Origin of the sequence: Paraburkholderia sp. Ac-20342 (assembly GCF_017104985.1) — a bacterium.
Classification (GTDB): domain Bacteria; phylum Pseudomonadota; class Gammaproteobacteria; order Burkholderiales; family Burkholderiaceae; genus Paraburkholderia.
Genome location: NZ_JAAGPQ010000048.1, coordinates 1 through 12,408 on the forward strand (window position 1 = coordinate 1; position 12,408 = coordinate 12,408).

Below are 12,408 nucleotides of genomic sequence, written 5' to 3' on the forward strand. Positions count from 1 at the left end.
GCCCGCACCCGCGCGGCCCGCCGAGGCCGCCACCGAAGCGCCGGCGACACCCTCGCCCGCGATGCCCGCCACGAGCGCGCCGAAAAACGTCTCGCACATCGATTGCACGATTCCCAAACCCGATTATCCTGACGTTTCGAGGCGGCGCGGCGAGAACGGCACCGCGATCGTGCGCTTCGTCGTCGGGCTCACGGGCCGGATCGAAACCGCGCAGTTGCAAAGCAGCAGCGGCTCCGCGCGGCTCGACGAGGCCGCGCTCGCCGCCGTCCACGCGGGCGCGTGCCGGCCCTACCTCGAAAACGGCACGCCGCTGCGCGCCGCCTACTCGCAGTCGTTCGTGTTCGGGCTGAGCGAATGACCGATTAAGCGCATGACGCCGTTGCCTCGAAGGACCACAGCCAGGGAGCCAGGAAAACCGCCATGCAACATTACGGACTCGCGAATGTCTGGGAAACCGGCGATCTCGTCACGCGCTTCATTCTGAGCGTGCTGGTCGTGATGTCGGTCATGTCGTGGACGGTCATCATCATGAAGCTGCTGCAGGTGCTGCGCATCCGGCGCATCACGCGGCAGAGCGACGCGCGCTTCTGGAGCGCGGACCGCTTCGACGACGGCCTGCGCAGTCTCGGCGACCCCGAGGCGGACGCGCATGACAACCCGCTGCTCGCACTCGCGCTGGCGGGCCACGAGGCGGCCACGCATCATCGGCAGACGCAGCAGCATCTGCACGACCGTATCGACGTGTCCGACTGGATCACGCGCGGCCTGCAGGACACGATGGACGACACGGTCGCGCGCCTGCAAAGCGGCCTCGCGATCCTCGCCTCGATCGGCAGCACCGCGCCCTTTGTCGGACTGTTCGGCACGGTGTGGGGCATCTACCATGCACTGATCGTGATCGGCGAGACCGGGCAGACCTCGATCGATCACGTCGCGGGACCGGTCGGCGAATCGCTGATCATGACCGCGTTCGGGCTGTTCGTGGCGATTCCCGCCGTGCTCGGCTACAACGGGCTCAATCGCGCGAACCGCGCGATCGTCACGCGCCTGAAGCGTTTCGCGCACGGCCTGCACGCCTACTTCGTGACCGGCGCGCAATTGCCGTCGAGCGCGGGCCCGCCGATGCGCGTCGTGCCGCGCAACGGCGACGCGAGCCGCGACGGAGACCTCGAATGGCAATGAGCCCGTTCTCCGACGACGACGATCAAGGTCTGATGAACGAGATCAACATGACGCCGCTCGTCGACGTGATGCTCGTTCTACTGATTATTTTTCTGGTCACGATTCCGGCGATGCAGCATGCGGTCAGGATCGACCTGCCGCACGCGAGCAGCCAGCCCGAAGCGCTGAAGCCCGCGCACGTCGACGTCGCGGTGCAGGCGGACGGCTCGCTGCTGTGGGACGGCCAGCCCGTCACCGATGCCGGCCTGCGCGCGCGCATCGCCGAGGCCGCACAGGCGACGCCGCAGCCCGAGCTGCATTTGCGCGCCGATCGCAAGGTCGCGTACGAGCGCGTGGCCGAGGTGATGTCGGCGGCTCAGAGCGCCGGCTTGACGAAGCTCGGCTTCGTGACCGATCCGCAGCGGCGCAAATAGCGCGGACCCATACTTAAGGACCGGCTTATCGGCGGCGAAAGAATCTCTGAATTCAAATCGGCCGGCGACTCCGCTATCGTGGTAGAGGTCCGAACAGGCATCACGATAGCGGAGCCGCGCGATGCAAGCCCTTATCTTCGACGTCGACGGCACGCTCGCCGACACCGAAACCGCTCATCTGCACGCATTCAATGCCGCGTTCGCGGAAGCGGGCCTCGACTGGTTCTGGGACGAGGCGCTCTATGCGCGCCTGCTCGAAGTGGCGGGCGGCAAGGAGCGTCTGCGGCATTACTGGCGCATGGTCGACGGCGCAGAAGCCGAGGGCGCGCAAGCCGCCCGGGTCGTCGACAAGCTGCACGCGCTCAAGACCTTCCACTACACCGAGCAGGTGCGCCGCCACGGCTTGCCGCTGCGCCCCGGCATCGCGCGCCTGCTCGACGAAGCCGCCGCGGCCGGCCTGCGCGTCGCGATCGCGACGACCACGACGCCGGCCAACCTCGACGCGCTGCTGCGGGGCCATTTCGGCGCGGCCTGGCGCACGCGCTTCGCGGCCATCGGCGACGGCGCGACCACGCCGGCGAAGAAGCCCGCGCCCGATGTCTATCGCTACGTGCTCGAACAGCTCGGTCTCGATCCCTCGGCTTGCCTCGCCGTCGAAGACTCCGGCAACGGCCTGCTCGCGGCATGCGCCGCGCAGGTGCCGGTCGTCGTCACGCCGACCGCGTACACGGCGCACCACTCTTTCGACGGCGCGCTGGCCGTGCTGCCCCATCTCGGCGATGCGCGCCTGCCGCTCATCGAGCCGGTGCGCGGCGAACGGCATCGCTGGGTGGATCTGGAGACGCTGCGGCGCTGGCATGGCGACGCGCTGCGTCATGCCGCGCCGCATGCGCAGCCGGGCGCGAGCCCAACCAATGCGGGAACCCCATGACGACGAACAGCCATTGCAAAGCCCTGCTGTTCGACCTCGACGGCACGATGATCGACACCGCGCCGGACATCGTCGCCGCCGTCAACCGCATGCTCGACGAATTCGGTGCGGCGCCGCTGCCGTTCGACACAGTAACCTCGTTTATCGGCAATGGCGTGCGCAATCTCGTGCGCCGCTCGCTAGCCGCGGCGGGCCTCGACGAGCGCGTCGGCATCGACCGCGCGCAGCCGGTATTCGAGCGGCACTATGCCGCGACGAACGGACAGTTGGGGCGCGTCTTTCCCGGCGTCATGACGGGGTTGCGCGAATTGCGCCAACACGGTTATCGCGCCGCCTGCGTGACCAACAAACCGCAGGCGCTCGCGGCGCCGCTGCTGGAAAAGAGCGGACTCGCCGCCTATCTGGACGTGCTGATCGCGGGCGATACGCTCGCGAGCATGAAACCGTCGCCGCAACCGCTTTGGCATGCATGCAGGCTGCTCGACGTCGATCCGCAACGTTGTGCGCTGGTCGGCGATTCGTCCGTCGATATCGCGGCGGCACGCGCGGCCGGGTTGCCGGTGTTTATCGTCAGCTACGGATATGGTTGGCGCGGCGGCAACCGCGAAAGTGGCGCGTTGCAAGGCGATGCGCTGATCGACTCGTTCGAGGCGTTGCCGGCGCTTCTCGCGCGGCGGCCGTTGACCGCTAACCATGCATAAGCACGCAAACAGCAGCACAAGCCCGACGCAGCGGCCATTTTCCAGCGACTCGGCGAGTGCTTGCGGAGCAAGCACGCCGCTGCTTCAGACACTATCCGACGCCACCGGCAGCCCCTCGATCTTCCAGCGCAGCATGCCGCCCGCGAGATTCGCGACCTTGCCGAAACCGGCCTTGCTCAATAACACGCTGGCCTGAGCCGAACGAACGCCGGAGCGGCACACCGCCACGACCGGCCGCTCGCGATCGAGTTCGTCGAGCCGGCCCGTCAACTGGGACAGCGGCACAAGCTTCGCGCCCGGCAAATGCCCGAGACGATCGATGAATTCCGGCGCCTCGCGAACGTCGACAATCTGGAACGACGCGCCGTGTTCGAGCAGCGCCATCGGCTCGATTTCCCACACGCCGCTAAAGCGCAGCGTGAGCGGCGCCCAATCCGGCATTTCCGCCGCCATCGCCGCCGCGCCGTCCTGCGGTTTTCCGCAGCGCAGATTGGCGGGCACCGCCACGGCCATCAGCTTCGGATGCGGCAGATTCAGATTGTTCATATGACCGGTGAAGTCGCCGAGGTCCACGTCGCCACCGAGGCGCGGATTGAAGCGCCGCTCCTCGGCCACGCTCGTCACGGTAATGCCGCGATAGTCGTGCGCGGGATACAGCAGGCAATCGTCGGGCAGCGTCAGGATCTGCTCGCGCACCGAAGCGAACAGTTGCTGCGGGCTGCCCTGCTGGAAATCGGTGCGGCCGCAGCCGCGAATCAGCAGACTGTCGCCGGTAAAGGCCATGCTCCGGTCGTCCAGAACATAGGTCAGGCAGCCGTTGGTATGGCCGGGCGTCGCGCGCACGCTCAGATGACGCGTGCCGAAATCGATGCGCTCGCCGTGCCGCAGCGGCCGGCTCACGCCCTCGGCCTCGACCGCCTCGGCGAGCGCAATCCGGCTGCCGCAACGCTGCTGCAAACGCCACGCGCCGGTCACGTGATCGGCGTGGACGTGCGTGTCGAGTGTCGCGAGCAGGCGCAGGCCCAGTTCGCCGAGCAGCGCGAGATCGCGCGGCACCTGCTCGTAGACCGGATCGATCAGCAGCGCCTCGCCGCTGTCGCCGAGCAGGTAGGTATAGGTCGACGAAACGGGATCGAATAGCTGGCGAAAGATCATCGCGAACCTCGGAAACAGGGAAGGCGCGGCGGGCCTTCGTGCGAGTCGGGCATAGAGGGCACTGCGGCGGCGCGCGAGTTACCGTACGAGTTACCGCTCGGGCCGGCGCCGTGCCCGCGTTTCAGCCCGGCTGTTTGGTGGTGCGCAGATACGGCTTGATGGTCTTGAAGCCGGGGAAGCTCTGCTGCGCCTCTTCGTTGCTCACCGCCGGCGTGATGATGACGTCCTCGCCCTGCTTCCAGTTGACCGGCGTGGCGACCTTGTACTTCGCGGTCAACTGCATCGAGTCGAGCACGCGCAGGATTTCGTCGAAGTTGCGGCCGGTGGTCATCGGATAGGTCAGCATCAGCTTGATCCGCTTGTCCGGACCGATCACGAACACCGAGCGCACGGTGGCGTTGGTCGCGGCCGTGCGCCCTTCGCTCGTGTCGCCGGCATCCGCCGGGAGCATGTTGTAGAGCTTGGCGACCGCCAGATCGGTGTCGCCAATCATCGGATATTTGACGGCGGCGCCCTGGGTTTCCTCGATGTCGGCGGCCCATCTTGCGTGGTCTTCGACCGGGTCGACCGACAGGCCGATCAGCTTGGCATTGCGCCGCTCGAACTCGGGTTCGATCTTCGCCATGTAGCCCAGCTCGGTGGTGCACACCGGCGTGAAGTCCTTCGGATGCGAGAACAGAATGGCCCACTGGTCTCCAATCCACGTATGGAAATCGATGGTGCCCTGCGTGGTGCGCGCGGTGAAGTTGGGCGCGACGTCATTGATACGAAGTGACATATTGCCGTCCTGTGAAGTAAGGGTTGAGAGGAAGACTCGAGCCAGGCCGGTCTGCATCTGCAACGGTCCAGCGCGGGCCCGAAAAAACGGCGGAAAACACCAGACGCTCATGATCGACGAACTTCGCCGCCGGCCGCAAGAGCCGGTGCGATGTTCGGCGATGTTCATAAGTGACGAATACAGAACTGCGCGAAGCCACGAGGTCCCGCCTGTCAAACGAATCGGCGCGGCCTCGCCTTGACAGAATGATAGTCGGGAATGCGGCCCGGCATCGGTGTACCGACGACGCAGCAAATTGCTGCGTCGGTCGAACTTCGCGCGGGAGGGGGAAGCGCTACGGGGATAGCGTATGCGCGAGGTTGGCGGCCGGGTTGCTTCAGGCGCGTTGCTTCAGGCAGGCCTCAAGCGGGCTTCAGGCGAGCGCTCAATCAAGAGCGTCAATCGGGCGACGCGTCGCACGCGCAATCGAGCGAAGCCGCCCTCGCGGGCCGTTCCGCCGCGGCAAGCCGTTGCAGCGTCACCATGCCGAGCAAGGCGAGTCCGAGCCCCAGCGTGAAGTCGGCGTGCACACCCGCGCGGTCGACGATGGTGCCCCCGACCGCCGAACCCGCCGCAATCGCCACCTGGATCACGCTGATGAACAAGGCCGAGCCCGCTTCGGGCAAGTCGGTCGTGCCGCGCTGAATCCATACGCTGAAGCACAGCGGAAGTGCGCCGAATGCGATGCCCCACAGCAGCATCCCCACAGTCTCGCCGATGGGCGAATGCTCGAGCAGCAGCATCGACGACATCGCACCGAGCAGCAGCAACACCATCGCGGCAACGGACTTCTTGAGATGGTCCGACACCGCCATCGACATCAACGCATTGGAGAAGAAGCCGATCAGGCCGAATCCGAACAGCAGCAGCGTGATGGCGCTCAACGAGAAGTCGTGCTCCAGCAGCGGCGCGATGTAGGTGTAGGTCGAGAAATGCGCGCCGAACACGAGCGCGACCATCAGCATGCTGAGCCGCATATGAGAGCGGCCGAGCAGTGTCTTGAAGTCTGCGATGCGCAACGCCGATGCCGACGGCAACGCGGGCACGAGGAACACCTGCGCCAGCAAGGCGAGCGACACGAGGCCCGCGGTGGCGGCGAAGGCCATGCGCCACGAGGCGAACGACGCGATGAACGTGCCGAGCGGCACGCCGATCACCGTCGCGAAGGTGACGCCGGTCAGAATGGTCGCGGTCGCCCGGGCCGCGTCTTTTGCCTGCACGAGTCGCGGCGCCGCCGCCGTCGCCAGGGTCCAGAAGCCGCCCAGCGCGGCGCCGAGCAAGGCGCGGCCCACCAGCATGACCGGGAAATTCGGCGCAATGGCGCACACGATGTTCGCGATCAGCAGCACCGCGGTGAGCAGCAGGAAAACGTAGCGGCGGTCCGTGCGGCCGGCGCCGACGATGAGGGTCGGCGCGAATATCGCGGCCATCACGCCGGGCGTGGTGACCATGAGACCTGCGACGCCGGTGGACACGCTCAGGTCGTGGGCGATTTGCGGCAGCAGGCCGACCGGCAGAAACTCGGCCGTCACGAACGCGAACGCGCTGACGGCAACGGCAATGACGGATAGCCATTGACCGGCGGACGTCGAACCGCCTTCGAGGGAGGCTGGGGTTGAAGCTCGGGTTGAAGCGGTGGGTGTATCGATATGCATGGGGACACTGATGCCAGATTGAAGGCCCACACTTTAAGCCGGGTTTCGATCCGGAAAAAGTATCGTCTGCTGAAAAGACTAGCTGGCGTGGCTGAACAATGTCGGTGCGAGCCGCCAAAGCGCGAACGGCACGGTCACGAAGCGCGAAGCGCCGCGTACTTTTGACCGACACGAATTTGACCCGATCGCAAATATTTCCAGACAATATTCAAGATCCGAACCGCATGGCCGTAAACATCGTTGTGCGCCGTGCCTGACTCCACGGCATCCGACATCCATTTCGCTTAGCTAACTAATTGCAATGCTGAAGAATTTGACGATTCGCGCCCGACTCGCGCTGGCCATGGGTTTTCTGGCGTCTTTGCTGATTATCGGGGCCGCACTCGGCGCCGTCGGCATCTGGATGAGCAATGCGGATCAGAAGCAGATGTACACGAATCAACTCGCCTCGTCGGTCACGCTGTCGGAAGCCAGCGTGAACTATGCGCGCGGCCGGCTCGTGCTCGACCGGATTGCCGTCGAGCCCACGCGCAGCGACGTCGCCGATCTGCTCAAGCGCGCCCGCGGCTTCTTCAGCAAGTCCGACACCGCATGGGAAGCGTATCGCGCGCTGCCGTCGAGCGGCGAGGAAGCACGCCTCGCCACCGATCTGACCGAAAAGCGCAAGACGTTCGAGGCGGGAATTCTCGCCAGAACCTTCAACGCGATCGACACCCATGACACCGCGACCCTCAGCGATATCGTCGCCCGGCAGTTGACCCCGCCGTTCAATGACATTGCCGAAGGCATTTCGTCGCTGCAAAAGCTGCAGGGACAACAGGCCAAAGCCCTTTACGAAAGCGCACAGGCGCGCTTTCATCTGATCATGTCGATCACCGGCATCGGTCTGCTCGCGGGACTCGTCCTCGCGTTTTTTGCATGGAACACCCTGCGCGCGGCGATCGCGCGCCCGCTCGACGAAGCGCTCGCGCATTTCCGCGCGATTTCGTCGGGCGACCTCACGCAGCACGTCGAGGTTCGTTCCCGCGACGAAATGGGCCAGCTCATGGATGGCCTCAAGGGCATGCAGCAGAAACTCACGACCACGCTCGCCACCGTGCGTCACGGCACGCAGTCCATCGCGACGGCAACGGCGCAGATTTCGGCCGGCAACACCGACCTCTCGCAACGCACGGAAGAACAGGCCGCGTCGCTCGAAGAAACCGCGTCGAGCATGGAGCAACTGACATCGACCGTGCGCCAGAACGCGGACAACGCGCGTCAGGCGACCGAACTCGCACGCACCGCCTCATCGGTCGCGCACGAAGGCAGCGCGGTGGTCTTGCAGGTGATCGAAACGATGGACGGCATCAATGGCAGTTCGAAGCAGATCGCCGACATCATCGGCGTGATCGAAGGCATTGCGTTCCAGACCAATATCCTCGCGCTGAACGCCGCCGTCGAGGCGGCTCGCGCGGGCGAACAGGGACGCGGCTTCGCCGTCGTCGCGGGCGAGGTTCGCACGCTCGCCCAACGCAGCGCGACGGCCGCCAAGGAAATCAAGGCGCTCATCAACGAATCGGTCGAGCGCGTCGGCAACGGCACGGAACTCGTCGGCCGCGCCGGCCACACGATGAACGAAATCAACAACGCGGTGCGGCGCGTGACCGACATCATGTCCGAGATCGCGGTGGCCTCCGAAGAACAAAGCGACGGCATCGAGCAGGTCAACCGGGCCGTCACGCAGATGGACGAAGTCACGCAGCAGAACGCGGCGCTCGTCGAGGAAGCGGCTGCCGCGGCGGTTTCGCTCGAGGAGCAGGCCGCGCGTATGTCGGATGTGGTGAGTGTCTTCCGTATCGCGCCGGTGGCGAAAGTCTGAGTTCGCCGCGGTTTCCGTACGGGCTCAGCGACCGTTACGGCTGCGCCATGCCGCGAACCTGTCGAGCGTTTCCTGTTTCGTCGCCGGATAGAGACCGACGATGGTTTCGCCCGCCTTCACCTGCTCCATCACGAAGTCCTCGAATGCGGTCATCTCGGTGGCTTCCGCCGCGATCTCTTCCACCAGATGCGCGGGAATGACGATCACGCCGTCGTTGTCGCCGACGATGACATCGCCAGGAAACACGGGCGCGCCGCCGCAACCGATCGGCACGTCGATATCGAGCGCTTCGTGCAAGGTCAGATTAGTCGGTGCCGACGGACGCGTGTGGAACGCGGGCATGCCGACGCGCGCAATATCGTCGGCGTCGCGGAAACCGCCATCGGTCACCACGCCCGCCACGCCGCGCTTCATGAGCCGCGTCACGAGAATGCCGCCGGCCGACGCCGCGCGCGGATCGTTACGGCTGTCCATCACGAGGACCGCGCCCGCGGGGCACGTCTCGACGGCCTTGCGCTGCGGATGCTCGGGGTTGCGGAAAACTTCCAGCCCGTTGCGGTCCTCGCGCGCCGGGATATAGCGAAGCGTGAACGCCTCGCCCACCATGCTCCTGTCGAGCCGCGCGAGCGGAGTGACACCCTGAATCACCTGCTGGCGAAAGCCGCGCTTGTAGAGCGCGGTTGCGAGCGTGGCGGTGCTGATCTTTTCCAGTTGCTGGCGCAATGCGGCGGTCAGAATCGACATATCGGTTGCCTCTTTTGTGAAAGTTGAATGCGAGCGGATGCGGTTCGATGCGAGCGGATGCGGTGATTCAGGCCGATTCTCGCACCGTTGCGTCAGCGTGGTGCCGAGTCCGGGAAGAACCGGCGCCTGTACCATACCGCGTTCGATGACGCGCAGTCACTCCCGAGCGTATTCCGATGACGGCCTCGTCCCTCACAGACGTTGCCGATCAAGGCACTCCTGCTCTCGTCGATTGAAACAGGCTGCTGCCTGACTACAAACGACCTGGCGAAAACCCCAAGGCGGAAATGCCGGACTCGCTCAACTGACCTCTACCGGCTTTTGTTGACAGTTTTCCACGATGTTGCGAAATGCGCTAACTCGCACACGGCATGTTGCTGCGCCTGCCAGGGAGTACTACGGCATTCGCAACGGCTTCAGCGATTCATTCTTTTGTAATACGCGATTCGACGCCATGACAGGTTTGCTCGCTGATCGTGCAATTCAAAACTGCCAGAACTGTCGAGGTTATCAATGATTGACCGGCAAACCGCTTTCATCACTTTCTACGACGAGCAAACAGGTCAGGTGAAATTTTGCGTCGTTCCACGTCCATTTGTGCAGACCGCGATCAACCGCGTCATGGCTATTACAGTACCGCCGGACGCGCCCGAACATTCCTCAGCCCCCTTCACCGACGACGACGCACGCAAGCTAGGTGGCATGGCCATCATGGCTCTTGCCGGGCCTAATCCGGAATTGCGATCGCGCTTGCAGATATCTACCGAAGCGCCAGTCAATTGGTCGCATCGTGATCCATCGAAAAAGACCCAATGCAGAGGCTCTTAATGCAACCCAAACGCCCAACATGCATCATCACTCTCCACGACGAAGAAACACAAACGATCTCCCATCATCACGTCGCGCAAAGCGCGGTCACCAGCGCAATGGCGAAAAGCACCAGCTTCGATGTTCCAATCGCGGATTTCGGATACACGCTCGACGATGAGTTTGCGCGCAAGCTTGGTGCAACGATCCTTCTGACTTTAGCTGGACGCTATCCCTCGCTGCAAAGCCACCTCGCCATCACAACGAATGCAAGCGATAGCGACAAACCGCCAGCCACGTAATTCTCGATGCCTGCGCACACGCCAGCAAAACGGCAGCCATCTCCGGTTCCTCGGTCACGCTCTACGGCATTCTCGATAGCGGACTCGAATACCTCACCCACGCATCGTTGTCGAACGGACAAACCCATAGCATCACGCGCATGGCGTCGGGCGACATGTCCGGCCCCTGCTGGGGCATCACCAGCAACGAAAACCTCGGCGGCGGCTTGCAGGCGCGTCTCGGCGAAGCCGCATGGACGCTGTTCGACAATCTGCACAAGAACGGCATGGTCATGCTCGGGCCGAACGCGCAGGCGATCAACCCGGTTCTGCAGGGCGCGAAATCCGCGGTGTTCGGCGCGGTCGACTATGTCGCCTACGGCGCGGCGGCCAACGGCGAATCGGTGAAAGTGATCTTCCCGAGCAGCGGCACCGTGATCGCGCCGCGTCCGATGATGATCCTCAAATCGTCGCATGCGCAGGCGGACGCGCGCGACGACATCGACACGCCGCGCCAGCGTCTGAAAGACCTCAAGCTGCTGCAGCAGGATGGCGGCGGCAACACGAAATCGCGAACCGAAGTGCTCTCGCGTTTTAACGCACTGTTCGGCGAACACTGATGGCCGGCGTGCTCGCGCAGCGTCCCGCCACGCGTCGGACGTAGCGTTTGCGTCGCTCTGGACGCGACGGCTCGATACGCTGCATTGATCCGTCTCTGCACCACTGCGCCTCTGCAACGACCTCCGTATCCACCTCTGAATCGCACCGCACCGGCTATCGCAATACGCCAGCGCGGTGCCGCCACGAACGTTACTGGCTACAGAAGCTCGGCTGGTACTTGTAGACCCAGGCCGTTTTCGTCGAACTCGGCGACTGCACCCAGTTCGTCATGCCCTGAATCGTGTTGAAGATCAGCTGCGAGCGCGCAGTGACCTTGTCGGTAAACACACCCTTGTCGCTCACGTCGACTTCGAACGAAATTTCCGCAAGTGCCGGCGTGGTCGAGCCATTCGCATACCAAACGGTCATCGTGAAGTCGGCATCTTCCTGACCGATATCGCTGGTGGGGCCATCGAAGGTCAGTTCATGGATCGACAGACCGCTCACCGGCACAAGCGGCTGCGAGCTGATGCTGTCGAACGCGTGCGTAGTCGGGAACAGATCGTTGATATCGCTGAGGTGGTTGATGTTCTTCGAATCCGAAAGCGGCTCGCTCGTGGAATGCGAGAAGGTTTCGTTCGACGGCGGCGTGATGTCGTCTTCGAGCTTGCTGCTTGCCTTCGATGAACTGCCGGTGACATCGGTATTGGCCGACGTGCTTTCGTTCGGCGAACCGAACTTCAACTCGATCTTGCGATCGCCGCTTTCGTCGCGCTCACGCATCGAATAGCCGGTCTGCCTGACGACGCAGGTGCCCGGCGAATCGTAGTACAGCACGGTGCGGTCGTGGTCGGCCTTGAAGCTCTTCTTCACGGTGCTGTCGAAACCATTGGCCGCGAGGCTCGCCTGCAGGTCGGTCAGAAAGCGGTTGGCGGTATCGACGGGAGAACTGTCGAATGCGGACGGCATAAGCAGTACCTTGTATTCGCGGCTGCCGACGCTCGGTGCGCCGGCGTGGGCGACCTGGGACGCCGCGAAGAGTGCGAGGGCTGCTGCATGATTCCACTTGATCTTTGTCATTCAGGCTCTCATTAGTTGAAGGAGTACAGCACAAATGAAATTAGAGATTTCAGGTGACCAAGTTATGAAGTGGACAGATAATTCTTTTGCGAATGGCTCAAGATATTCACTACGCAAAATCAAGGCCTATTTCCAGGCTCATTTCAATTCATGCCAGTCAGATATTCAGTCACTCCGTATC

At 63.8% G+C, this 12,408-nt stretch carries 14 protein-coding genes; 9 read left to right on the top strand and 5 right to left on the bottom strand.

Going from position 1 to position 12,408, the window contains the following annotated elements; all coding sequences use genetic code 11:
- From G3N58_RS20190 to gph, 5 genes are all read left to right on the top strand, one after another.
- On the top strand, positions 1-358 hold a 358-nt coding region (locus tag G3N58_RS20190; protein ID WP_206000025.1), incomplete at its 5' end, for an energy transducer TonB.
- 62 nt (positions 359-420) lie between these two features.
- Positions 421-1,182: a MotA/TolQ/ExbB proton channel family protein gene (locus G3N58_RS20195; RefSeq protein WP_206000026.1), complete on the top strand. Its 762-nt coding sequence runs from the start codon at positions 421-423 to the stop codon at positions 1,180-1,182.
- On the top strand, positions 1,173-1,595 hold the full coding sequence (locus G3N58_RS20200) for a biopolymer transporter ExbD (RefSeq protein ID WP_167039383.1): 423 nt from the start codon (positions 1,173-1,175) through the stop codon (positions 1,593-1,595). The genes G3N58_RS20195 and G3N58_RS20200 overlap by 10 nt, the downstream gene beginning before the upstream one ends.
- A gap of 121 nt (positions 1,596-1,716) precedes the next feature.
- Positions 1,717-2,526, top strand: coding sequence for an HAD family hydrolase (locus tag G3N58_RS20205; RefSeq protein ID WP_206000027.1), 810 nt, complete (start codon positions 1,717-1,719; stop codon positions 2,524-2,526).
- A complete protein-coding gene (gph, locus tag G3N58_RS20210; RefSeq protein WP_167039379.1) occupies positions 2,523-3,227 on the top strand; it encodes a phosphoglycolate phosphatase in 705 nt (234 codons plus the stop codon). The genes G3N58_RS20205 and gph overlap by 4 nt, the downstream gene beginning before the upstream one ends.
- A gap of 84 nt (positions 3,228-3,311) precedes the next feature.
- On the opposite strand, the gene G3N58_RS20215 is transcribed toward gph, so the two are convergent.
- The 3 genes from G3N58_RS20215 to G3N58_RS20225 form a co-directional block, all read right to left on the bottom strand.
- Positions 3,312-4,382, bottom strand: a complete 1,071-nt coding sequence (locus G3N58_RS20215) for an MBL fold metallo-hydrolase (RefSeq protein WP_206000028.1) — start codon at positions 4,380-4,382, stop codon at positions 3,312-3,314.
- A 121-nt stretch (positions 4,383-4,503) separates the two neighbouring features.
- Positions 4,504-5,160 (bottom strand): peroxiredoxin, encoded by a 657-nt coding sequence (locus G3N58_RS20220; RefSeq protein WP_167039375.1) that lies wholly within the window; start codon positions 5,158-5,160, stop codon positions 4,504-4,506.
- A gap of 437 nt (positions 5,161-5,597) precedes the next feature.
- Entirely contained in the window at positions 5,598-6,854 is a 1,257-nt protein-coding gene (locus G3N58_RS20225) for an MFS transporter (protein WP_206000029.1), read from the bottom strand.
- A gap of 301 nt (positions 6,855-7,155) precedes the next feature.
- On the opposite strand from G3N58_RS20225, the gene G3N58_RS20230 reads away from it, so the two are divergent.
- A complete protein-coding gene (locus tag G3N58_RS20230) occupies positions 7,156-8,715 on the top strand; it encodes a methyl-accepting chemotaxis protein (protein ID WP_205989095.1) in 1,560 nt (519 codons plus the stop codon).
- Positions 8,716-8,739: 24 nt separating this feature from the next.
- Here the strand turns inward: G3N58_RS20230 and G3N58_RS20235 are convergent, their stop codons facing one another.
- The gene (locus G3N58_RS20235) at positions 8,740-9,459 is read right to left on the bottom strand and encodes a ribonuclease activity regulator RraA (protein ID WP_167039369.1); all 720 of its coding nucleotides are present in this window, start codon (positions 9,457-9,459) and stop codon (positions 8,740-8,742) included.
- Between the two features lie 513 nt (positions 9,460-9,972).
- Here G3N58_RS20235 and G3N58_RS20240 point away from each other — a divergent pair.
- From G3N58_RS20240 to G3N58_RS20250, 3 genes are all read left to right on the top strand, one after another.
- Positions 9,973-10,287 carry a hypothetical protein gene (locus tag G3N58_RS20240; protein ID WP_167284220.1) on the top strand — a complete coding sequence of 105 codons (315 nt, stop codon included), beginning with the start codon at positions 9,973-9,975 and terminating at the stop codon, positions 10,285-10,287.
- On the top strand, positions 10,287-10,568 hold the full coding sequence (locus G3N58_RS20245; protein ID WP_205989094.1) for a hypothetical protein: 282 nt from the start codon (positions 10,287-10,289) through the stop codon (positions 10,566-10,568). Before G3N58_RS20240 ends, G3N58_RS20245 begins: the two co-directional genes overlap by 1 nt.
- A 155-nt stretch (positions 10,569-10,723) precedes the next feature.
- Positions 10,724-11,167 carry an ABC transporter substrate-binding protein gene (locus G3N58_RS20250; protein ID WP_346777790.1) on the top strand — a complete coding sequence of 148 codons (444 nt, stop codon included), beginning with the start codon at positions 10,724-10,726 and terminating at the stop codon, positions 11,165-11,167.
- A 190-nt stretch (positions 11,168-11,357) separates the two neighbouring features.
- Here G3N58_RS20250 and G3N58_RS20255 read toward each other — a convergent pair whose 3' ends face one another.
- On the bottom strand, positions 11,358-12,227 hold the full coding sequence (locus G3N58_RS20255) for a hypothetical protein (RefSeq protein ID WP_206000030.1): 870 nt from the start codon (positions 12,225-12,227) through the stop codon (positions 11,358-11,360).
- Positions 12,228-12,408: the final 181 nt, after the last annotated feature.